Raw genomic sequence first — 24,169 nt, 5'->3', positions numbered from 1 at the left:
AAATCCTGGATATCCTGATTCAGACATTTTCCCTAACTAGCAACTTACGTTATTACCTAATATAGCCCGTAATGCACGGGCTTCATTCTTTTCCACCAGATGTCTATTATATGGCGGTATACATTTGAATTAGGTACATCATAGCCCCCTGGGGGGTGGGTTTCTTGTATCTCATTCAACCAAGAACCGCTATATTTTAGGTTTAATTACTAAATCCAACAATTGAGAAATTTGTTGATTAATAGTTGTCACATCAAAACGCTGACTAGCATTAATTCTAGCATTATTAGCAATAGTCGCAGTTCTTGTAGTTTCATTAATACAAGTATTAATCACCTGTGCTAATTCCTGGGGGTTATTTGGTGTAACTAAAAAACCATTAATTCCATCTTCTACTAACTCCATTACTCCCCCAGCTTTAGCAGCAACGACAGGTTTACCGCACAGCATGGCTTCAACAATAACCCTGCCAAAAGGTTCAGGTGCAGTCGAAGTATGAGCTACTAAATCACATATAGCCATTAATTGGGGAATATCCGAGCGAAATCCTAAAAATTTCACCTGGTTTTCCAGTCCCAATGCAGTAACTTTTTGGTGTAATTCTTGCACATATTCCTGTTCACCAAATAAAGCATCACCTACTAAAATAACCATCACATCTTGCGGACATTTAGCTAAGGCATTAATTAAAATATGCTGTCCTTTCCAAGGAGAAAGACGGCTAAAGTGTCCAACAATAAACTTTTCTTCTAGTCCTAACTCTTGCTTTAGTTTTCTAACATCAGTTTCAGCAACTTGGTAATTATTTACTGCGAACCCATTATAAACAACTTCAATAATATCTGGTTTTCCTCCCGCTTCTAAAAATGCTATTTTACTAGCTTGAGAATTAGCAATTACCAATGAAGCAAACTGGTTTACTAAAGTAACCGCAACCCGCAAGTTAGTTTGGCTAAAATGTTGTGGGGAAAGAATATCATGTAAATGATAAACCAAGGGACGACGAGCGAAAAAACTCGCTACTGCACCAACAACTAAGGCTTTTTGAGTATTAGCATAAATTAAATCATATTCTCTAGCACGTTGAACTACTTTATTAATTAATGGTGTAAGTTGTCCTAAACTACCTATTGCTTGTAATAAACTGCTTTGTTTACGAACCTTAATCCCTTGAGTTGCTAAAACTTCTACAGGTATTTGTTGTTGTTGTAATAACTTTCTAAAATCACCATCTGCAAATAAGCCAACAAGTGAGCTTTCAGCATAGGGTTTAGCAATGTCTAATAAACATAATTCTGCACCACCAGGTTTACCACTTTGGTCTAAGAAAAAAATTCTCATATGAACTCCTAAAAATACCAAAACCCGATTTTAATTTCTTTATAAAATACAGCAACCAAATTTAAATATGCATAATTTCAAACCCTTGTAGAGACTTCTATAGAATGTGCCTACATTTTTTACCAGATATCTAAATAATATCCATGAAAATTATCATCATGCTCTAAATTTAATTTAACAAAACTTGCCGCACCTTTTGAGCAATATGATTCCAATCATAATTTGTAGTTGTATAATCCCGACATTGTTCTCTTGAAGGTAAATAAATTTTTTCTAACAATACCTGTTCTAATTTTTCTGCAATACTTTTAGCACTAATATTATCAGTAATTAATTCCGGCGTAAATCCTTGTAAAATTTCTGGCATTCCCCCCACAGGTGTACATACAACAGGAGTACCACAGGCTAAAGATTCGAGAATTGCTAACCCAAACCCTTCAAAAGATTGACTAGGCATAACAGTTAAATCAGCAGCTTGATAAGCAATAGGTAACTGTTCATCTGGCAAAAAACCTAAAAATTTAACATTATTTTCTAAACCTAATTCTCTAGTTTGTTTTTCTAGTAAAGTTTGAATATGTCCACGTCCAGCTATTGCTAACCAAATATCAGGAATTTTGGGTTTAATTGCCGCTACCGCTTGTAATAATTTGTCAATTCCCATACGATGAACCAGGCGACGAGATGTAAATAATATAGGGTTATTATTTGGCCAACCGAGTTGTCTTCTAGCCTCTTGTCGTGATAAATTTTTTTGAAAATGATGAATATCTACTCCACCAGGAATAATATTGATTTTGTCCCAAGGAATTTGATATTTTTGATGTAAAATATGACCAAAAGCTTTACTAAGAACAATAAAGCGGTCGCATCGATCATAAGTCTTTTTTTCTATTAACTGCCGCTTTAGCCAAATACTAAGTTTCTGATTTGCTACTTCTTCTTGACTTTCCGAAGCCCAAGGTCCATGAAAATTAAAAGTGATTGGTACTTCTTTAGGTAAAATATCCAAAATTGGAAAGCTATATAATGCAAAATGCAGATTAATAGCATCAGGTTGCTCTAATCTTGTTTTTTGAAAATTAGCACGAATTGACCATAACCTCTGCCAAATTAGACTATCAGGAGATGCTAAATTAGTCAATTTAACTGGTGTATTTTGTTCAGCACTTGGTAGACCAACTCCACATAATTCTATCTGGTCTTGATTTGCAGCTAATTTATGAGTTAGTTCATAAATATATCTTTCTAATCCTCCTGGATTCTTAGGAAACCAACCTGTTCCTAATGTTAGAATAGATACAGAGGATGACTCAATATTTTTTTCTTTACTTTCCACCTAATTATCTCCTCTAATGAATTGAGCTTACTTCTGTTTGCTTCCATACCCAATTCAACCTATTTACATTTTAAAAAATTACAAATCAGGTAATTTTTGAATAAATTAATAATTTTTGAGATATAGCCAGTCGAAAAGTATATGTAAAATTTCTGTTTAGAGTTACTTTTTATGGAAAGTAGTTACACATTTTCACAAACGTAAGAATTCAGGCTTCGCCGTGAGCGTCAGCCGAACAGAGTCAGGAAGAAGAATATTTTTCTCTTCTGTTCCCTGCTATATCAAATTTTCTTCCTCCTGACTCCTGACTCCTAAATTCTTACTTAAATATTACTTTCCGATAAAAAATGTTTGCCACTTAGATATAATTTTTCTGTAAAAAAAATATATAGTCTTGATAAAGTTTCGATGAAAATATATAATCAATGCTATTTATTTGTTAGGTTATTCATGTGTTCTGCCAATATCTAAGCATAATTAAGAGAAATTTTATCTTATTTATGCAGAAATCGTGAAATAAATAGGTGCAACAACGACATTCATAAGCCAAGCTGAAAACTAATTAATAGGGCTAAGATTGTTAACAATTTTTCTAAGAGATGAACTCTTCATATAATAGGCTGTGAATAAGATAACCATAATTTTTCAATACCAAAGGGCAGGATTTGTCAATTTTGTGTAAATAAGATAATTTATTGGTTCTCTGAATAATTTCCCTAACTATTAGTTTGAATTTCTTAGATTAAATTTCATTTTTGATAATATTTAGTTAATCAACACTAAATATAACAATTTCATCTACATTCATAACTTCATATCGAAGTAATGATAGCTGCCGATATGCAATCATAGTAATTCCATGATAAAAATATTAATTTCACACCTTAAAAAAAACCGCCAAAAACTTAATCAATTTATAAAAAAATTAATTCAGAGTAGATATTGGCAGAGAAAAATAGCTTTCAATATTTTACTTAGTTTAACTTGTGTGTTAATGGCGATATTCGTAGGCATGACAATGGATCAAGCTACGACAAAAAGCATTACAACACCTAACTTTACTAATCAAATTTCCAAAAAGGAAACAACTAAAACACCTAATTATACTAATCCAATTTCTCAGAAAGAAACAGCTAAAACACCTGCTTTTACATATAAAACTTCTTGGCTTGGTAACACTATCGGCAAGGGAAAATTACGAGTACAAAATAATGTAGAGGCAATGTATGTAACAGCAACTGGTGATATTTATACTAATAGTTATTGGGATGAAGCAGGAGGGGAAGCAGGAATATATAGAGATGGTAAAGTTATAGGTTTTCTAGAAGATATTCACGGCTGGAATCGCCTTGGTGGTAAAGCGGTGACAGTCAATAGCAAGTATATTTATATTGCTATGTCTCAAGGTGGGATGAATAATGGAAAAGAAGGTTATCCTCCAGAAGGTAAAACTTGGTACTGTGTGCGACGCTATAATTTAGCGGGAAAAACTGTACCTTTTTCTGGTGGTAATGGCTGGGATAAAAGTATGTTAATCACCAGTGATAAAAGTGAAGTCACTGGTTTAGCAATTATAGGTAATAAGCTATTTGTTAGTAATGCAAATGCCAACATTGTGGGTATTTATAATACTGAAACAATGCAGAAAACAGGCAGCTTTGCGGTTACGAATCCGGGAGGAATAGCTATTGATCCACAAGGAGATTTATGGATTATTCAAAATAAAAAAGAGAGCATCCCTGGTAAGGTTGTGCATTATTCCCAAACGGGTAAAAAATTGCCTGAACAAATTGTAGATGTTGTTGACCCCACAGCGATCGCACTGGACAAACAAAATAGGCTACTAGTCGCAGACAATGGCATCCGTCAACAGGTACTGATTTATACAATTAAAGGCAAACCTTCACAAGTAGGAACTTTCGGCAATAAAAATGGTATCTATGGCGGTGTCTCCGGTGAAGTGCAAAGCTTGAAACTGTATGGAATTACCGGAATTGGCACAGATAGCACAGGCAATATCTATATCAACAACAATGGGTTTAACAGATCAGGCACAGATTTAAGAAAATTTTCCGCCGCAGGAAAACAACAATGGCAATTACTAGGCTTAATCTTTGTCGATAATGCAGACACTGACCCCAAAAGCGATGGTATAAATGTATTCACCAAGCAGGAAGAATACTTACTGGATTACAGTAAACCAGCCGGTCAACAGTGGACTTATAAAGCCTACACAGTGAATCCTTTCAAATATCCTCAAGATCCTCGTTTACACACATCCCCAGATGGTACATTTGTCCGTCGTATTCAAGGAAAGCCTTTTTTATTCCTCACAGATATGTTTGGCAGCTTACTGCAAATTTATCGTTTCCAACCCGCTACAGACGGTAAAATTGCCATTCCTGCCGGGTTATTTGTAGGAACTAATGACCAAGGTAAATCTATCAACGGGAATTGGCCTCCCAATCAACCAGCCAACGGAGAATGGATTTGGCGAGATAGTAATGGCAACGGTGCATTTGATCAAAAAGAATACGACAGCAGCCAAGATTATCCCTACATAGGTGGTTGGTGGGTTGACAGCAAAGGAGATGTGTGGAAAACCTTGCGAACAGAAGATGGAATTCGCCATTATCCTTTACAGGGATTAGATAGCAAAGGCAACCCCATCTATACTTATAAATCAATGCAAAAAGAAAAGACTCCCAGCGTCTTTAAAGATTTGCGGCGAATTGAGTATTTTCCAGAAACAGATACTATGTATTTGTCAGGTTTCACCGTAGAACATCCAGCTTCTGGTGATGATACTGGAGTTGTCGGATCAGAAATTGCCCGCTTTGATAATTGGAATAAAGGAAATCGCACCCCCAAATGGCGAACAGTAGTTCCCTATGACTCAACTGGGAAGCGAGAAATTTCTACCGCAGCTATGAGTGTAGCTGGTGATTATGTATTTGCAGTGACAGTGAAAACCGCAGAGGTGTATGTCTATAAAGCTGCAACAGGAAAACTCCTACACAAATTCGGTCCCGGCCCTGAAGTCGGTGGAGAAAGTGGTTGGGTTGATATCCCCCACGGTATCCGAGCTTTTCGCCGATCTAATGGTGAATACTTAGTGTTTGTAGAAGAAAATATGAACGGAAAAGTGATTATCTATCGTTTTTAAACTTGAGTAAAAAATCTAAAAATTCACTCAAAAAATTGAATATTTTCAGAGTAAGGCGCATTGCTCATTAGTGTCAATTATTATCTCGTTCCTAGTCTCTGACTAGGAATGCTATCCCAGAGGCTCTGCCTCTACTTTTATTGATAGCAAGAACCTTCTAGAATTCATTTTCATACTCTGTGGAAATGAGAAATTCTATGTAAAATTGCACCAAATAAATTATTTAGAGACATTATATTAACTTTGATATAGCGCTTTTTTGTGAGATGCAATACAATCAAGGATGTAAAGCCACTTGCTATATTTAAGTAGAAAATAACTTTTGAGTGATTTTCGATTTTCCTTCATATTTATGGTGCAAATTTACAAAAACAATAAATCCTAGAGAGCATATTTAATTATGATAAATAATATATACTTATTGATTGCTGAATTTTTAAATAGTCTCAAGGGTTGAGCAAAATATTTGTTCTCAAATCAAGGGAAAACTTGATAACTTTAATTAGTATTTGATAAGTATTGATACACATTATAATAAATAAGCAAAAAAACATGGATAAAACTAGTCTAATTAAATTAGAAAAACTAATTCCCAATGATTTTCTCAATCAAATTCAATATATTCATTCCCATTTACTTACACAATGGATTTTGAATTGGGGAAGTCAGCCACTAAAATTTAGTCAAAAAACAGCAATGGTTTTTTCTCCCCATCAAGATGATGAAACCTTCGGTTGTGGGGGGATGATTGCAAGGAAAAGAGAACAAGAAATACCAGTAGTTGTTACCTTTTTGACAGATGGCAGAGGTTCTCATGGTTCAGATCCAGATATTCAAAATAAAATTATTCATATTCGCAAACAAGAATCCTTAAATGCATTAGATATTTTAGGAGTAAAGCCTTCAGAAATTCATTTTTTAGATAAGCTAGATGGAAGTTTACCAGATTTAACCCCAGAGGAAAGACAGCAGATAATTAACCAGATTTCTGAACTACTAAAACTTTATCAACCAGGAGAAGTTTATGTTCCTCATCGGAAAGATTGTCATAAAGATCATGAGGCTACATATTATTTAGTTCAGGAGGCAATTGCTCAAACAGGAATTATAGTAGAACTATTACAGTATCCTATTTGGGTATTTTGGAGAGCGCCGTTATTTATCCTTTTAAAGTTAAAGGATATTAGAGCAGCTTATCGGCTTTCAATTACCTCGGTGCAAGAAAAGAAAAAAAGAGCGATCGCAGCCTATCCTTCCCAAATACAAAATTTACCTCATGGTTTTATTCAGCGATTCTTACACTCAGAAGAAATTTTCTTTAAATCTGAATCTTAGTGAGAGTTAATTCAAGGTCAAATCTACCGTGTGAGGCATCATTATATTTACTAAAAATAATTAATGTGGAGAAGAATTCAATGAGAATACTACATATCACAAATCATGTACAAAGAATCGGTAACGGAATTGTCAATGTAGCAGTAGACTTAGCCTGTTTACAGGCAAAAAACGGACTTCATGTTGCTGTAGCATCATCAGGTGGAGAATACGAAGCATTATTAGCAAATCATGGTATTAACCACTTTAAGCTAGATCAATCGCGATCGCCACTCAACATGATCAAAGCTGCTTGGCGTTATCGAGAAATTATCAAAGAGTTTCAACCAGATATTGTTCATACTCACATGATGACAGGAGTTGTGCTGGCGGGAATTTTTAGAAATAGTGGTAACTATAGTTTAGTTTCTACCGTCCATAATGAATTTCAACGTAGTGCAGTTCTCATGGGATTAGCCGATAGAGTAATTGCAGTTAGTCATGCAGTAGCTGATTCCATGATTCGGCGTGGTATCCCAGCTAAAAAGTTATGCGTAGTTGCTAACGGCACTTTAGGTAGTCCTCGACATAGAAAAATTCAAGATTACCAACCCCTAACACTGCATCATCCAGCTATTACTACTGTAGCCGGAATGTATAACCGCAAAGGTATTGGTGAGTTAATTGAAGCATTTAGCCTCATTGCTCAAGATTTTCCCCAAGCCCATTTATATTTAGTAGGAGATGGGCCAGATCGTCCTATTTTTGAGAAAATTGTCAAAAGTAAAACATTTAGCGATAGAGGACTACACCGGCGCATTCATTTTGAAGGTTTTCAAGCAGAACCTCAACGCTATATGTTATCAACAGATATCTTTGTCCTCGCTTCACACTGTGAATCCTTTGGTTTGGTATTAACAGAAGCACGAGAGGCAGGTTGTGCAATTATTGCCAGTGATGTAGACGGTATTCCAGAAACTTTGGATCATCGACAAGCTGGTATTCTAGTTCCACCTCAAGATAGTCAAACTTTAGCCAATGCTTTAGGGCAATTACTCAGCGATTCCCAGCAGTTGCAAAAGTGGAAATTCCGCGCTAAACAAAACTTAGAAAGATTCAGCGCCGCACGGGTAAACCAAGAAACATTGAATGTATATAGTGAATTAATGAGGAAATATAATATTCCCAAAGCAATAGAAATAAGAGAATTAGTAGCAGGTAAAAAGGTATTTATATCAAGTTCAGATAATTACTAATTTACCTACCCTGAGAGAGTTTAGTTCTAAATTGTATTCATTTTTAGCACAGTGTGCCGTTAGGTATATGCTTATATATGAATCATATCCTTCTGACTGAGATACATAGCAATTCCTTTTTCATAATAAGCTGCTTCATTAATGAAAATGGGATAAACAGTAGACTCTCCCTCATAAAGAATATCTTTATCTTCAAAAGTTAGAAAAATTGGATCACCAGGATGCAAAGGTTGATAATCTCTAAATTGAAGTTGGGGGTGAATTATTGCTTGAATTTCGCCGTCTTCATTTCTAGGATAATCAACCATACCAATAGATTTGTAAAAAGTTAGTGTGTTATTGGTGAGGGTAATTTTACCTTGATTACATTCCTCAAAATAGTTTAAAACATGATAAATAAGCTGTTCTGTTTGTTGAAATAATTGAGCATCTAAAATACCTTGAGCTACAGCACCAACTTCTATTGCAAAACCTAATTTACTTAAAGAACGGAGAAACCCACTATTTTTAGGTTGTTGGTGAATATAGATTTTGACTAAAGGATTAATTGCACTTAGATTAGCTGCTAAATGAAGTAATATGGGATGCATATTACTTAAAATAATACATAATCCCATGTTGGCTGTAGTGGTGTGTAAATCAATAATTGCATCTACAAATTCTTGATTTTTTGGTTGCAGTATTTGCAGAATTTCTTTTGCTCTTAGTTCTTCATAATTAGATGCTATGGTGGCTGCTTGTAAATTATTTCCCGTGAAGCAACGATTTAAATCCGTATCTATATATCTTCTGCCGGCAGCAAGAGCTTTAGGATTGCCTAGTATTGCCAAAGTTTCAAAGCTTGTTTTGTTGATTAAGTTTGGATATTTTTGAAACTTTTTGACTAGATAAGCTCCTGTTAATTCATTACCGTGACTTCCTCCGACAATAGCTACCCGTTTAATTAGATTCATAATTACCCCATGTATCAAAAAGTTTACCGTCAAAGCAAAAATATCTATTATCCCTTTGAAAATACATAACAGTATAGGCTCTAAAAGAGCAGATGAATAAGGGTAATTATAGGAAAATTTGAAAAAATAAATTCTATTTTAAATAGGCACTTATGGCACAAATAGTATCATGCTATAAATACCTGTATTGCACACCATTAATAATAGCGATAATTGTAAGAATTCAGGAGTCAGGAGTTAGGAGTCAGGAGGAAGAAGAAGAAGGAGGAAGAAGGAGGAAGAATATTTTTCTCTTCTATTCTCTGCTATATCAAATATTCTGTATCCTGAATCCTTACAGATAATCGACAACTGACAATAAATGAACTACATCTTGATACCTTGATGTTGATAGAATTTATGTGCTGCCATAGCCATAGCCAAAAATCCCCACATAATCATGCCTGCTACACTCAACATTCCGCTATAAATAATTAATTGAGCGCAAGAACTGATACTAATAGCACTGGCAGCACTGACAAAACTATCAAAACGACCTTCAGTATATCTGCTCACACTGAACAGCATCAAGACTAACCCACCAATATAAGGGATAGCACCGAACCAACCTAAGGTGAAAAACATATCTAAAATGCCACTGTCAATGACGATTACTTCTATTTGTCCAGTTTTTTCATTGACTTTCCAGATATTGCCTAAACCATTACCAATAACATTAGAAAGGGCGAGACTGAGGTTTTTATCATAAGTGGCTGATCTATCTTTAAAGCTACCATCTTCTTGAATATTGGAAAAACTTTCAAATCGTGTAGCAACGACTTTAGAAATCGGCTCGATAGTCACCAATGGCACGACGCACATAGCCATAACTAAAATGATGGTAATTAAGCGCATTTGAATTCTGGTTTTGACAGAACCAAAAATCAGAATTATTCCTAATAACCAACCTCCCCAACTAGTACGAACTTGTGAAAGTAAAAATGATAAGTAACCAACTGCTGAGGCCGGAAAAATCAAAGGGCCTGAACTGGTAAATAATAATAATAGACCCGTTCCCATGACAGTACCAAATGGACCTGGTGAGTGTAGTGTACTCCATACACGCATTCCAAAAGGCACAGGATCTCCAGCACTGGTAAACATTTTCGATTCTATCAACCAGTATTTATCCCATTCAGGAGCAAGCACAAATTGATATACACCGTAAGCTCCTAAAATTAAAACACACCAAGTAAATACACGCTGAATGTGCTGGCGATAACTGGGATAATCTCGCCAATTTGTAAATAAGTGAAAAGCAAAGATAATGGGACTCAGCCAGTCTAAAAAGCCGCGTATGACTGGAAGTGGTTGATTGTAAATCATACCTATCAAAAAACCATAGAAGACCCCAGCAAACGCCAAAACAAAGGGCAAGCCTCCTTGACGAATGGCGCTAGGTAAGTGTTTAACAAAGGTTGCTATGGTTACAAATACCACTAAATAGGGTGCAATCAGCATTTGACGGGTGGGGTCCCAACCAATCCGATAGTCAACTAGACGAGTTAGCAAGGGTGTGAGAAACCAGATCCACCAGGTGAAGCCAATGTAGAGAATGGGATGACGCAGGTATAAGAATATGCCTACCCCTAAAGCGGTTGCGGGAAAAACTACGCGCAACAAACTAGCAGCACCACTAAAGTAGCAAGTTGCTGTGAGTAAGAGGAAGCCTAATATGACTACCCAACTTTGTGCTGCTCGATCTTGAGGTGAAAAATTGGTTTGTGAAAAACTATTAAAAAGTATTTGTTTGGAAATCACAATTGGTAATTGGTAAATTATCCGGGATTTTGAATTTTTAATTGATTTGTTTGCCATCCTTGCCAGCGTCCACGCAAAGATGCTTGCAATTTTTTATTCACAAGTCTGCCTTGACTGGGGAATAATCTCAGCCATTGGATGAAGCCTAAACTGTCTCTTGTTCCTACTAAGACTGCCCAGAATACAAAGATCATCCGCTGTAGAGGGGGTAGATGTTCTAATAAAACTAGGGTTTCGTTATGAACTAGGTTAATTAGGGCGATTTCATTAAAGTTTTCGCGCTGGTCTTCGTCAAAGCGTTGGGCTGGATAGTGGTCTACGGCAACGCTGGGATCATAAATCATTTTCCAACCTGCTCGTTGAAGAGTCAGGGTGAATGCCATTTCAAAGTTTACTTGTGCGCCTGTACCACGCATTCTTTCGTCAAATTGTAATTTCCCGATCGCTTGGGTGCGAAAACTCATGTTGACACCTTTGAGGATTTCCACTTTGCGGGGTTCTCCGATGCCGAGATGATGGTTGCCTATTACTCTTCCAAACCACTGTAAACGTCCTACGACTGAGCAGGAACCGGATTCTATTTGGTCGCCCCGGTAAATCCAATCACGGCCACCAACTCCACCTATGCAACTATCGGCGGCAAAGTGTGCGGTGATTTTTTCTAACCAATCGGGGTGAGGGGCAGCATCATCATCGGTGATGGAGACGATGTCACCTTTTACTGCTGCTAGTCCGGCGTTAAGGGCGGCTACTACTCCCGGTTGTGTGACTGTGACAATCTGTAATGGTAGATTTTGGGGGTGAAATTCGTTGAGGAATTGCCAAGTTGCGGTGTCTGTATCGCGGACTATAGCGATCGCTTGATCAACTGGTTTAGTTTGGGCTTGTAGTGCGGTAAGGCAGCGGGATAGGTCTTGCGGACGGCGATAGGTGGGGATGAGTACTGTGTTCCTCATTTTTAATTAGCTCTGCAAATATATCTAGATAGGTTTGTGCCATAGTTTTCCAACTATGTTGTTCAGCAACGGTGCGGGCTGCTTTACCCATTTGTTGGCGGATTGTGCGATCGCTATTTAATAACTTCAGCGCAGCCGCTAAAGCCTCAACATCGTCACAATCGGAGACAACTATTCCACAAGACGGCGTTACTAAGTCAGCAGCACCGGTGGTTTTCGCCGTAATCACTGGTAAACCGGAAGCCATCGCCTCAATGACTACTAATCCAAAAGGTTCATAACGGGATGGAAAAACGAAAAAATCTGATGCCCGCTGAAGAAGAGGCATATCATGGCGATAACCTAAAAAATGTACCCGTTCACTCAATTGCAATGCCGCAGCCATTTGTGGATAAGGGCTATCTTTGGTTTCACCCACAACCGCCAAATGTAAGTCAGGAACGTGAACTAAGGCATGAAGTACAGTATCCAAATTTTTGCGAGAAATGCGAATATCTCCGGCAAATAGCGCCAAGGTGACATTTTCTGGTAAACCCAATTCTTGGCGACAAGTCACACCAGGAGAAAATTCTTGTAAGTCAACTCCATTGACAATGACGCGAATCTTGCTACAGGGTACGCCGATATTAACTAATTCCTCCGCCACGTTTGCAGAGACAGCAACGACCACTTTAGCTTGACGAAAAGCCTGTTTTTCCCAATAGGCATTCATCGCCGTGTACAGCCATTGGTATAGCCCATAGGCATTTGGAGAGAATGGTTGGTGCGATCGCAGGTATTGCCACCATGAACTATGGACAAAATGCACAGCATTCACATCCGTAGCACCCATAGTAATCGCACCATTGACTTTAATTAAATCAATTTCCCCACGATTTTGACGCAACCAATCACCACTTTTTTTGGCAAATAAAAAATTGCGGATAAATTCAGTAGGATAACTTTTTACAGGAATCTCCACCCAATTAACCGCCCTATTTTCTTCTAACTCTGGGGCTATTTCACTAGACAATAATGTCAAATTATAACCACGACGAAGCGCTTCCATAGCAACTTCATAGTTTACTCTTCCCTGACCATCACCTTTTCTAATTTTGTGGGTAACAATACAAAGTCTCACTCACTACCTCTTGCACATTAATTGAATAATTAAGAAACACCCAATATCTTATTCGCTAATCTTGGTGGCACAAAACTGAGTATCAATGCTGTTAACGTTCGCAAATCAAATTTTTGTGCAATCAAAGTCTTCCAAAAATAAGCACGCGCTACTGTTGTTTGTTCATCACGTAGCAATCCAATACCTAAAGTTGTATTAGCTTCTAGCCATAGCTTTCTAAAATATGGATGAAATTTATCCAGTCTCCCATCTTCCATGAAAACTTTATAACAAAATATTTCACTTTTAGCTTTACGAATTTTTGCCTGCATATTCCGTCTACCACTCAGCATTGTATCAGTTTGCTCATGCTCACGATAATAGGTCAATTTTTCTGAACAATAATAAGCCGCATACCCTGATACACAACATAAATAAGTTAAATATAAATCCCACATACCGCCAACTTCCGCTGGAATCAGATTCCAATCAATCAAACCATTGCGAATCACACAAGCCGCCGCTGTCGGTATACTTTTATCAATTAAACCAATTTCAACAAAGTCTTCATAGATTCCTGAAGCTATCTGATCACGCTTGTAATAACGTGTATTTTCTTCAGTAATAACAGCATTGATTTTACTTTGAGTATCAATAATATACTGGTCACAAAAAGCAAGAACTAAATCAGAATTAGCTTCTAAAGGTGGTATAAGTTTAGCTAAAAAATCTTCATGCCAAATATCATCATCATGAAGACTAGCAACATATTTTCCTCGTGCCATACTAAAGGCATTCATCTGATTAGTTAACATTCCTAAATTTTCTTGATGCCGATAAAACTTGATGCGAGAATCAGCAAAAGATTCAACTAAAAATTGAGGATTTTCTGGACTACAATTATCAGACACAATGATTTCAATATTTTGATATGTCTGTGTCACTGCGCTAGAAATTGCTTGTTTTAAGTATCCCATTCTGTTATAAGTAGGGATAATCACGCTCACTAATGGCTCTGGCAATTTAAAATTAATAGACATCATTATTAGTCGTTACATTGTCAAATTTAGCTTCTATTCATCGCCTGATAAAAATTAATGTTTATAAATCCACAAATACGAAAAATACTTAAATTTCTATCAAAGTTTCTACCTCAACTTTCTTAGTTATTGGCTGTTGGTAAACCGTTTCTAAAAAGCGTAATGCAGTCGGGACTGGACTGTAATGCTGAAGCGCCCACGACCTTCCTTGTAGAGCAATTTTCTCCAAAATTTCTGGTTCATCGACTATTCTATCTATAGCTGCTTGTACATTATCTAAGTCTATGCCAATATAATGCTGCCAATTTACAGGCATGACAGGAAGGAAAATGCCATATTTTTCAAAATCCACATGAAAAGTCACACATCCTGCTGCTAATGACTCCCAAAATCGCCAACTATCCCACTGCACAATAGTGTTTGACTTTAATCTCAATTTAGTCATAAGACGCTGAATATTGCGATTAATTAAACCTCCTGAATTTTTAAGCCAAGCAGGAACAAAAAAACCACCAAAACAAGCACAAGCAGTTGAATTTTTCAAGCGATTATAGTAAGTTGGGTAGTGACGTTTACCAGTTTGTAGCCAGTGTAGATGATGATATGCTTCAGTTGAAAAATTAGCTTGATTATCAACACTATTATTGATTTGCCAAATATTGCTAATTTGCGGCATTAATAGATGAGAACTAATATTTCTAACTGGATGACCAGTTCGCCAATGTCGAAAATTGACGAGTATCTGTTTGTTTCTATCCTGAAAATTTGGTACTGCTGACAATTCTTGCAATATCCGTTGACTCAAACCAAACGACCAGGGATAAAAGTTATCCAAATAATTTAAATGTCGATTGTAATGAGTCTTAAAAATGAAATCAAATTGCCTATATTCAGGAAGTTTATTGTAATCTTTATCATTGTCATTACCATCCAAATAAACAGTCAAGTATTTACGGTTGGCATGAAATAAATTATCTGGTAGAGGATAATTATTATTAAACCAGTTATTACTAAATACTACAACAGAACAATCATCTGGCGTTATATCTGGATCATGGCGAAAGAGATATTCTTGTTTTTCAGGTAATTCTTGCCAGTAGTTGATATTTGAGAAAAAGGATATCCCTAATTCTCGAAAACCTTCCGCCAAACAAATAAATAAATGTTGGAACTGATCCCTGCCCTCATCTTCCTCTCTTGGTAAACAGAAAAAATATACTTTACCATTGAAGTTAGCCAATTGTTCATATCTCATATTTTTTTGCAATTTTATTATTCCAAATAAATAAGGTACCTATCTTTTTATTATGTCAATCTACAAACGAAGATTGACATAAAATTTCCCGCCATTAAATGTTGAATTATTATTTATCTCACTTCATTTTGAATCTGATAATATTGCCAAAACTTACCACGTTGTTGACATAACTCTTGATATGCTCCCTGTTCCACAATCTGTCCTTGTTCAATCACTACAACCTTATCCGCTTTAGCAATTGTGGAAAGACGATGAGCAATTACAATCACTGTCCGTCCCACGGTAAATTTTTCTAACAACTCCTGAATCACCTGCTCTGTGATTGAATCTAAAGCACTTGTTGGTTCATCTAAAATCAAAATTTCTGGATTTCTAACCAAAGCGCGTGCGATCGCAATTCGTTGTTGTTGTCCTCCAGATAATTGAATACCATCAGCACCGATAACTGTATCCAAACCTTGAGGCAATTTTTCGATAAATTCTAAAGCATTTGCTAGACGAGCCGCTTCTATAATTTCTGTCTCAGTTACTGCTAATGCACCATAGGCAATATTATTGCGGATGGAAGTATTGAAAATGAATGTTTTTTGACTAACTATAGCCATTTTGCGGCGCAGTGAGTCAATTTCAAATTCTCGTAAATTTATACCATCTATAAAAATTTTGCCTTCTATTGGGTCATAGAACCTGGCTAATAAATCAGCAAGTGTGCTTTTCCCACCACCAGATGCTCCCACCAATGCTATCATCTGACCTTTTTCAATAGTCAGCGTAATATCTTTGAGTACAAGTTTATTAGGTTCATAACCAAAATTCACAGCTATTATTTCTATAGCTCGCTGTAATTTTTTAAACTGGATATAACCATTTTGAAAGTAATTTTTATCCTCTGTTTTTAACAGATCCTTGATATTTTCTACTGCTCCGGCTTGGGTACTTAAAAAAGCTATTACTCCATTTAAATCCTGAGTCATAGGAACCAAGCGAAACAGCACAAAAAAGAATGTCAATAAAGAGGAAACCTCCATTAGTCCTGTGACTAGTGCTACTATAATCATCGAGATAAGAATCATAGTAGATAGACTCTCAGCCAGAGGTTTAACTATTAGAGAAATCCAATAAACTCTCTTCCAATTATTAACTATTTTTTTACTAGCTTGAAAATATCTTTGCCGCTCAAATTCTTGAGTAGAAAATGCATGAATTGTGCGGATACCTTCGATAAACTCTAGCGATCTAGAGGTAAAATTATCATTAGCTTTAGTAATTGCAAAGCTACGTTCTCGAATTTGTTTGTTTAGTGTTGATAGTCCTACTGCTAAAAGACTAAATAATAAAACAGAAACTATTGAGAGTTGCCATGAAAGCACAAATAAGGAAATAGAATAAACTACTAGTGTTAAACCTCTAGCAACTAGAAAAGCCATTCCTCCAAAAATTTGTCTAATTCTCTCCATTTCATTGGTGAGAGTATTAATCAATTCTCCAGAACTTTTTTTACCAAAATAACTGAGGCTTTGAGCAGCTAATTGTTCAAAAATTCGTTTACGGAGATTATCTACTAAATTTATTTCACTAAACTGGATGCAAATTTGTCCAAAATAGTTGAACGATGCACGCATACAGGTCGTGATAATAATTAAGGCCGATACGCGATATAATCGCTCGGTAGCTGAAGCATTAATTCCTAAAATGAAAATATCAAACCAGCCAATACCTGTTTTTACAGGTTCAGATCCGGGAGTAGTTAAACTTTGCAAAAATATCAATAAAAAGCCTAAACCAAACCCTTCAAAACTGGCTGCTAAAGCTGAAAAAACAATAGCTAAACTTGCTACAAGTCGAAAGTGTTTAAACTCTCTGAGGATTAAATGATAATTTTGCCAAAAATTTGTGGCTTGAAAGATTTTCAAAGTTGATGAAGAAATTTTAAGATTCATAAAAATTTTGAACATTACTTTTGAGAATTAAGCACATAAAGCTCAATGAAAAGATAATAATTAATATCCTTACATGGGAGAGCGACGGATAAAACGCCCTACAGCAGATCCAAAAAGAATTTCAAATTGTTGCCATAGTAATTTTGCTGTTGAATATAATTGAATAGGTGTTTGGCTATGTCGCCAATACAATTTATCAGTTATGGTTGGAGAGTTACCTTCTAAAGCACTAAAAATCAGTTTCTTACGCCAAGGTTTAACATTTGGTACGGTGGCATGAGACATGATAGTACCACCAGGAACAAAATCCATGCCATCAGGACCAACTGTACTCAAAGGATAACTAGTCAGCATTAATGCTAAATTTAAATAAGTCTGATCTCCATACAGATATGGATAAGTATGAAAAGTATGATCAGCATAAAGATCATCTAATTTGGCATATCCTGACATCTCACCTAATTCTTCTAATTTCTGCCAAAGTGTCAGTATAGATTTATGGTTTTTATGAATACCAATAAAGCCACTATTATAGTGATAATCTAACTCACGCTCACAAAATAAACCATTATCTTGAGCAAATTCTTTCCATCCTAAACGTCTGGGATGATTAGCAGGAACAAGATACCAAGAATCACCACAAATGGCAATTCCACGACTAACCCAATTTTCGTAAAAAGTCCAACTACATTTATTGACAATATCAGGATCAAAATAAAATAATGCATCAATATCTGGGCAAAAGTTTTCCCACAATTGAGACATAAAATCAGGTTTATAAAAACCTAGATGTTTTCTGGTTGTTAGTTTAACAAACCGAATCGCGCAATCTTCAGCTATAGAAAATTCTTGATAACCATTTCCTTCTTTTAGAAACTTAGCCCAAGGTGGTAAATTACCACGATAACCAGCCCAAAATATTCCTCGAAACCCGTGGTGATACAAGGAATTTACTAAAGCTCCTACACCATAATGATAGTCTTTTTCAAATACAGTACAAATTGCTGTGTGCATAATAGTATTGATTTTTAAAGTCACTACATAATTCTTGGGTTAAAATACTAAAACAGGAAATAATTATCAGTTATATCAAAACATCCTAGTATGCAATATATAATATTACTAGGATGTAGCCAGTTTAATTTATGACAACCTAGCTGGTTTCAATTTAGTCTCTACTTGCCACAATTTTATTAATCCTGGTAGTCTAGATAAATGTTGTTTTTGTCCTTCTAAACTTAGCTTAACTGCATCATCTAAAGACCAACAATGATACCCGAATAAACTCATTTCTCCCTTAATCACATTGAATAACATGGGTAAATTTTCCAGACTATATTTAGTCATCCATAATTCTAGTGGTATAAAATTTCGTTTTGTATTTGTGCAGAATTTTATGGTTTGAAAAAGTTTACCTCTTTCTCCAATATGCCACTCATAGGAGAATGGTAATTCTGAGAATTGAATTCCCATGAGGATAAATAATCCCAGCATTAGAGGACTAATTAATATCAGTAAAATTAATGCTAAAATCCAGTCAGTTAGTCGTTGTATAATTCTCAATATTTGGTTGTCTGATGTTGATAATTGATGCCCAGATGGTAGACGGAGGAATATTTGTTTCTGAGCTTTTTTACAAGCATCTGCCCAAAATCGTAGTGCATGATCACCTAGTGCTGGATCTATAGTTACCAATATCACTGGAGAATTTTTTAAACACTCTACCAATAATTCTTCGTTATCTAGTGCAGGTAAATATGGTTGTTGTAATTTTCCAGGAGATTTCACCAACAACTGACCCCTACGCCATTGAAGTGTGCAGTATTGGGAATGATAATTTTGTGTTGACTGGGCTATAGTGTAATTATCCTGTAAACTGGGAATGAGTGAAGTTGTCATATTTCTGTGAATTTATGCAGTAGAAAATTGCTGGCGTGATCAGAGAATTTTGGCAGTGTTTATAGGTGTTAAACTTAAGTAAAAGTTGCTGACAAAAAGCCTTTTAGACTTAAGTGCAATACCAATAGATAAGAGCTACAACGTAGATTTATCCGAAATATTTTTCTTGTGTCCTCCTAATCCTGAACTCTGTTTGACCGTGAAAATGAATCATTCTACTGGTCTTTACAGCAAATATTTGGTGTAATTCTGTAGGTATAAAGATGTACAGAAAGCAAAAATAAGAGTTAGGAAATTTGGTATTTTCTTGAGGGATGTGTAGAGATTAAATATCCCATCAAATTGTTGCTAAAAGCCATGTATTTTTGTCTATTTAATTTCTAGACATCTGTCACAAAACTTGTCTCATCTCACTTTTACAGCTTTTAGTTTTTAGTTTTGTCCTCAATTTCTAGAATATAAGAACCAACAGAAATAACTAATGATTTAACCAATTCTTTATTTACTCTTTAAATAAAACTGAAATTTTCGACAATAATGTTAAGCTATGATGAATTGATCTAGTTAAACATAAAAAAATTACAATTTTTTGTAGCTATTAACTAAATTTATTTTTTGTATGATTGGTAATCAATTAACGTTACATATTTTACTAAAATACAGCTTATCTTAGTGTAAGAATTCAGGAGTCGGGAGTCAGGAGTCGGGAGTCAGGAGTCAGGAGGAAGAAGAAGAAGAAGAAGAAGAAGAAGGAAGAAGGAAGAATATTTTTCTCTTCTGTTCCCTGCTATATCAAATATTCTGTATCCTGAATCCTTAGAGGATGTTTGAAAAGATTGATCTACAATATGCTGTAATTTTTTTCAAAATTATTCAATTCATAGATTGATTTATTGATTAAATTTATACCTACTAAAAAAGCAAACTACAGGAGTCAGTCATCTCAAATTAGTCTGACTTCTGACTCCTGAATGATATTTTGATAAACAGAATGATGCCGTGGAAATCATTTAGCTATTTTTCCACAATCTGTTGTAGCACTAATTGTTGTTGCTTGACATAGGGGACATAAGTGCTATCAGAGTTAGATACTCCATTAGCTACAATTCCAATCAGATTTAACTTGCTTAACATAGCCGTAGCTTGGGCTAAATTGTTGCGTGTTACCCTACCAATACTGGCTACCATAACCACACTACGACAAGATGATGCTGTGAGCATAGCATCCACTAAACCGAGAACTGATGAAGAGTCTATAAGTACCAAATCATAGTTTTCTTCAAATGTTTTCATCAACTGCATCATCCGTGGGGAACTTAAAAGATGAGCAGGATCTATAGGTATGGGGCCAGCAGTCAAGATGTCGATATAGGATGAACCTGAGTATTGAACTCCAATCTGTTGAGGAAGGTCAACATCACTAGCTAAGAGTGTTGAAAGCCCTTGTTCATTAGGAAGATTAAGCTGTTTATGTAGGCTTGGATCTCGTAAGTTGGCATCAATTAGTAGTACCTTTTTGTGTAACCGGGCTGCACTCATAGCTAGACCTAAAGCCAAAGCTGATTTACCCTCATCTGGTAATGCTGATGTTACCATCAATGATTTTAAATCAGACACACTATTGAGAAGTTCTATATTTTTATAAATCAGATCTAATGATTCCCAACGTGGTGGCGATTGCAATACTTGAATTGTCCAAGGTGCAAGAACTTCGGGTTTCCCAAATGGCAATTTGATGATTGATTCTTTGGGTTTAGCTGGTGGTAATTTGGGTGTTGTTCCTAATAATGGGATGGCAACTTGTTTCTCTAATTCAGCGGTAGTATGTACTGAATCATCGGATGCTTCTCGAATAAAGGCAGCAATGCCACCTAACATTAATCCAACGACGGCACCTAATAAGAGATTTTGTTTGAGGTCGGGGCCTAATTGTGTGCCTTCTTGGGGATCTTCGACCACTTCCCAATTAAATCCACCTTTAGACAGTTCCTGCCGCAATTGCTGTTCTGCCCGCAACAATTGTTCCATTCTTTCCCGGCTAAATTGTAATTGGGGAAGTATGCGGTTGTAATAGGCCAAGAGGGAGGGGAAGCGTTTTAGTTGCGATCGCAGTTCTTTCTCTTTTTCTGCTAAAGTTTGATCACGCGCACTGAGAGAAACTATATTAGTCTGGGTTTCTACCAACTCACTAGTGAGATTAATGTCAATTTCTCCTAGTTGTCCTTGTTCGAGCAAGGTTTCTCCAAAACCAAATGAACTCGTAGACCGTCCACCTAAAGTTCTACTAACTTCTTTTTGCAAGAGTTCTTTTTGACTTTGAAGTTGTTCATTTAGCTTCTGCACACCAGGAGTGTCATCAGTGAAGCGTAAGCGTTCTGTGGCTAAAGCTAATTCGGTTTTTTGGATTTCGTTGAGTAAGCCTTGATAGCGTGTGGACTGACTCAGACGTGAAGAAACTAAAGCATTTTGTGGAGAACGATTGAGTTGTACTTGTAAAGATTTTTGTTTAGCTAAAGCTTCTTCATATTGAGAACGGGTTGTTTGTCGTTCTCGCTGAATAGTGTTTAAAGTTTCTTCAATGGATTTAGCTTGTAATTCTGGATCAATTAAATTTTGATTTCTCCGAAATCGTTGGAGATTGCTTTCAGAAGCATTCACTTCATCACTAGCTTTTCTCAATTGATCTCTAATAACTTGCAGACCTTTTTGTAACCGAAAATCCTGTTGTTGTTTGTTATATTCTAAATAAACTTGCCGAATGGCAGTTAGGACTTTTTGTGTTTTCTCCGGATTGGTATCTGTATAGTCAACTTGAAAAATTTTAGTGGCGACATTATCTTCTTTAGTCCTAATTTGAGTTAAAACTAAGGATTTTTTAATCTCCTCTACAGTGATACTGGGATATTCAGCTTTAAGTTTATCAACTGCTTTTTGAATCAATCCAGAACTCTGCATCAGATTAAGCTGGGTTGCTGTATCGACAACAACGTTAGAGTCTGTAAACTGATTTTCTACAGTATCTCCTCCTTCTTTTTTACCTTGATAGTTAGGTTCTACTAACAATTGCATCGTACTTTTGAAGGTGGGATTTGTCTTTAAAGTAATAATGCCAGCCAGAGCCGTAGAACTTAAAAATGCTAATAAAAACCAAGGAAATCGTCGGAGAAATACGGCAAACATTTGTCCATAACTGGGTTCTGTATCTGCGACTGAAGTGATATGAGGATTAAGACTAGTTTGAACCACTTTTATTATTATCCTTGTTGTGCGAGATGCTATGTGTAGCTTGTTTCTTTTAAGAGAGACAGCTAACCAATTAAATAAATAAGCGATGCACACCAGAAGCTTGAACAATAATTTGCTCAATCTTACTAAAGAATGCCTGTTCTGAAAAATTATTTACAGCATGATTACGAATATTTTCGTAATTCCAAGATATTCCTCTAGCTTCTAGTAATGCAGCCTGTAGAGAATCAGGTGTTTGTCTATTAAAGAAAACCCCAGTTTTACCAGGTATCTGAGTATCTAATACCCCACCTGCTCCATAGGCTATGACTGGTGTTCCACTAGCATTTGCTTCTACTGGAACTAAACCATAGTCTTCTAAAGCAGCAACGATAATGGATTTGGCTTGAGAAAATAAGTCTTTACGTTTGCTATCACTAACGTGACCTAAAAATTCAACATTGCCTAATGCCTTGGATTTTAACCGTTCTAGTTCGGGTCCATCACCTGATATTAATAAATGCCACCCTAACCAGTTGAAAGCCTCGATTATTATATCAAGACGTTTATAACTTATCATCCGGGCAGATGCCAAGTAGTATTCTGCTTTTGTATCTGAAAAAACAAAGTTGCTGGTATCAATTGGATAGTTAATTACAAGTGCTTGTTTACCATAAATTTTTTGAATACGACGGGCGACAACGCTGGAATTGGCAATGTAGAGGTCTGGTTCTTGAGAATATTTCAGGTCTACATTTCTCATGAGTTGAAATATTTTTTCAATTAACGGAGCAAAAAAACGATAGTCTCCGTACTCTCGTAAATAAGTTTCTGTATCCCATAAAAAACGGGTAACATTATGACAAAAGCAAATGTGGCGTGCTTGCGATTTTTTTCTGACTGCTTTGGCAAAACTGGTGCTACTACTGATAATTAAATCGTAGTCTTGTAGATTCAAAGACCGAAATGCAGGAAAGTAAAGAGGAGCCATGAGGCGGAAATGCTTTGCTGCACCAGGAATCTTTTGCAAAAAAGTTGTTTTAACTATGCGCTCACTAAGATCAATAGTTTTTTGCGGATCGTATAACGATGTGAAAATGTCCGCTTCTGGGTAGCGTTTACAAAGCAATTCAAACACACGCTCTGCCCCACCGCGTTGGGTTAAATAATCATGGACGAGAGCAATTTTCATGGATGATGCCTTATATTGCAATGTTAATTAAATTCTGGGTTAACTAACGGTACTGATATGTTTATATCAGTCTGTCGTCTAGACTAAACCCATGTTGAGGAAGTTGTAGAAATTGTGTATTTTGGATAATGCCCTTGGTAAAATATAAAAAATCTGGAATACTTACTTATTTTTGATATTAAAGGTAGTTAAGTAAATCACTGATAAAATAAATTACTTAATATTGACAAAGAATAAGTAAATACTATAAAGTAAAATTTTGAGTCCCTATAAATAAGAATCAGGGTTTGAATAAGAATATCAGGATTTTTTTTTATTGGTCGTTCATTTTGAACCAAATTATATCTAGCTGAAGGGTGATATAGCAATTACTATTCAAGTGAGGTACAAG

The 24,169-nt window shown here is 36.0% G+C and carries 16 protein-coding genes; 3 read left to right on the top strand and 13 right to left on the bottom strand.

Annotated elements, in window-relative coordinates; genetic code table 11:
• Positions 1–189: 189 nt before the first annotated feature.
• Positions 190–1,341 (bottom strand): glycosyltransferase family 4 protein, encoded by a 1,152-nt coding sequence (locus VB713_RS08035; RefSeq protein WP_323311038.1) that lies wholly within the window; start codon positions 1,339–1,341, stop codon positions 190–192.
• Positions 1,342–1,510: 169 nt separating this feature from the next.
• The gene (locus VB713_RS08030; protein WP_323311037.1) at positions 1,511–2,680 is read right to left on the bottom strand and encodes a glycosyltransferase family 4 protein; all 1,170 of its coding nucleotides are present in this window, start codon (positions 2,678–2,680) and stop codon (positions 1,511–1,513) included.
• Positions 2,681–3,539: 859 nt separating this feature from the next.
• On the opposite strand from VB713_RS08030, the gene VB713_RS08025 reads away from it, so the two are divergent.
• The 3 genes from VB713_RS08025 to VB713_RS08015 all read left to right on the top strand — a co-directional run bounded on the left by VB713_RS08025 (position 3,540) and on the right by VB713_RS08015 (position 8,416).
• Positions 3,540–5,846 (top strand): hypothetical protein, encoded by a 2,307-nt coding sequence (locus VB713_RS08025; protein WP_323311036.1) that lies wholly within the window; start codon positions 3,540–3,542, stop codon positions 5,844–5,846.
• A gap of 552 nt (positions 5,847–6,398) precedes the next feature.
• The gene (locus tag VB713_RS08020) at positions 6,399–7,181 is read left to right on the top strand and encodes a PIG-L deacetylase family protein (protein ID WP_323311035.1); all 783 of its coding nucleotides are present in this window, start codon (positions 6,399–6,401) and stop codon (positions 7,179–7,181) included.
• Positions 7,182–7,261: 80 nt separating this feature from the next.
• Positions 7,262–8,416 (top strand): glycosyltransferase family 4 protein, encoded by a 1,155-nt coding sequence (locus VB713_RS08015; RefSeq protein WP_323311034.1) that lies wholly within the window; start codon positions 7,262–7,264, stop codon positions 8,414–8,416.
• A 71-nt stretch (positions 8,417–8,487) separates the two neighbouring features.
• Here the strand turns inward: VB713_RS08015 and VB713_RS08010 are convergent, their stop codons facing one another.
• The 11 genes from VB713_RS08010 to VB713_RS07960 form a co-directional block, all read right to left on the bottom strand.
• A complete protein-coding gene (locus tag VB713_RS08010) occupies positions 8,488–9,369 on the bottom strand; it encodes an aspartoacylase (RefSeq protein WP_323311033.1) in 882 nt (293 codons plus the stop codon).
• A 366-nt stretch (positions 9,370–9,735) separates the two neighbouring features.
• Positions 9,736–11,169 (bottom strand): O-antigen ligase family protein, encoded by a 1,434-nt coding sequence (locus VB713_RS08005; protein WP_323311041.1) that lies wholly within the window; start codon positions 11,167–11,169, stop codon positions 9,736–9,738.
• Positions 11,170–11,186: 17 nt separating this feature from the next.
• Positions 11,187–12,125, bottom strand: coding sequence for a glycosyltransferase family 2 protein (locus VB713_RS08000; RefSeq protein ID WP_323311032.1), 939 nt, complete (start codon positions 12,123–12,125; stop codon positions 11,187–11,189).
• Entirely contained in the window at positions 12,043–13,245 is a 1,203-nt protein-coding gene (locus tag VB713_RS07995; RefSeq protein WP_323311031.1) for a glycosyltransferase family 4 protein, read from the bottom strand. The genes VB713_RS08000 and VB713_RS07995 overlap by 83 nt, the downstream gene beginning before the upstream one ends.
• A gap of 29 nt (positions 13,246–13,274) precedes the next feature.
• Positions 13,275–14,264, bottom strand: coding sequence for a glycosyltransferase family 2 protein (locus tag VB713_RS07990; protein WP_323311040.1), 990 nt, complete (start codon positions 14,262–14,264; stop codon positions 13,275–13,277).
• Positions 14,265–14,352: 88 nt separating this feature from the next.
• Entirely contained in the window at positions 14,353–15,519 is a 1,167-nt protein-coding gene (locus VB713_RS07985; protein WP_323311030.1) for a glycosyltransferase, read from the bottom strand.
• A 113-nt stretch (positions 15,520–15,632) separates the two neighbouring features.
• Positions 15,633–17,462: a heterocyst formation ABC transporter subunit HepA gene (gene hepA / locus VB713_RS07980; protein WP_323311029.1), complete on the bottom strand. Its 1,830-nt coding sequence runs from the start codon at positions 17,460–17,462 to the stop codon at positions 15,633–15,635.
• Positions 17,463–17,531: 69 nt separating this feature from the next.
• Positions 17,532–18,476 (bottom strand): hypothetical protein, encoded by a 945-nt coding sequence (locus VB713_RS07975; RefSeq protein ID WP_323311028.1) that lies wholly within the window; start codon positions 18,474–18,476, stop codon positions 17,532–17,534.
• A gap of 129 nt (positions 18,477–18,605) precedes the next feature.
• On the bottom strand, positions 18,606–19,361 hold the full coding sequence (gene hepC / locus VB713_RS07970; RefSeq protein ID WP_323311027.1) for a heterocyst development glycosyltransferase HepC: 756 nt from the start codon (positions 19,359–19,361) through the stop codon (positions 18,606–18,608).
• A gap of 1,014 nt (positions 19,362–20,375) precedes the next feature.
• A complete protein-coding gene (locus VB713_RS07965; protein ID WP_323311026.1) occupies positions 20,376–22,607 on the bottom strand; it encodes a polysaccharide biosynthesis tyrosine autokinase in 2,232 nt (743 codons plus the stop codon).
• A 70-nt stretch (positions 22,608–22,677) separates the two neighbouring features.
• Positions 22,678–23,778, bottom strand: coding sequence for a glycosyltransferase (locus VB713_RS07960; RefSeq protein WP_323311025.1), 1,101 nt, complete (start codon positions 23,776–23,778; stop codon positions 22,678–22,680).
• Positions 23,779–24,169: the final 391 nt, after the last annotated feature.

It is taken from the genome of Anabaena cylindrica UHCC 0172 (assembly GCF_034931625.1).
Lineage (GTDB): Bacteria > Cyanobacteriota > Cyanobacteriia > Cyanobacteriales > Nostocaceae > Anabaena > Anabaena cylindrica_A.
This window is presented reverse-complemented; position numbering and strand designations above follow the sequence as displayed.

Excerpts from the sequence above, each read along its gene's own strand:
- VB713_RS08035 (WP_323311038.1), bottom strand. The coding sequence starts at position 1,341 with ATGAGAATTTTTTTCTTAGACCAAAGTGGTAAACCTGGTGGTGCAGAA.
- VB713_RS08025 (WP_323311036.1), top strand. The coding sequence starts at position 3,540 with ATGATAAAAATATTAATTTCACACCTTAAAAAAAACCGCCAAAAACTT.
- VB713_RS08020 (WP_323311035.1), top strand. The coding sequence starts at position 6,399 with ATGGATAAAACTAGTCTAATTAAATTAGAAAAACTAATTCCCAATGAT.
- VB713_RS08015 (WP_323311034.1), top strand. The coding sequence starts at position 7,262 with ATGAGAATACTACATATCACAAATCATGTACAAAGAATCGGTAACGGA.
- VB713_RS08010 (WP_323311033.1), bottom strand. The coding sequence starts at position 9,369 with ATGAATCTAATTAAACGGGTAGCTATTGTCGGAGGAAGTCACGGTAAT.
- VB713_RS08000 (WP_323311032.1), bottom strand. The coding sequence starts at position 12,125 with ATGAGGAACACAGTACTCATCCCCACCTATCGCCGTCCGCAAGACCTA.
- VB713_RS07990 (WP_323311040.1), bottom strand. The coding sequence starts at position 14,264 with ATGTCTATTAATTTTAAATTGCCAGAGCCATTAGTGAGCGTGATTATC.
- VB713_RS07985 (WP_323311030.1), bottom strand. The coding sequence starts at position 15,519 with ATGAGATATGAACAATTGGCTAACTTCAATGGTAAAGTATATTTTTTC.
- hepA (WP_323311029.1), bottom strand. The coding sequence starts at position 17,462 with ATGAATCTTAAAATTTCTTCATCAACTTTGAAAATCTTTCAAGCCACA.
- VB713_RS07975 (WP_323311028.1), bottom strand. The coding sequence starts at position 18,476 with ATGCACACAGCAATTTGTACTGTATTTGAAAAAGACTATCATTATGGT.
- hepC (WP_323311027.1), bottom strand. The coding sequence starts at position 19,361 with ATGACAACTTCACTCATTCCCAGTTTACAGGATAATTACACTATAGCC.
- VB713_RS07960 (WP_323311025.1), bottom strand. The coding sequence starts at position 23,778 with ATGAAAATTGCTCTCGTCCATGATTATTTAACCCAACGCGGTGGGGCA.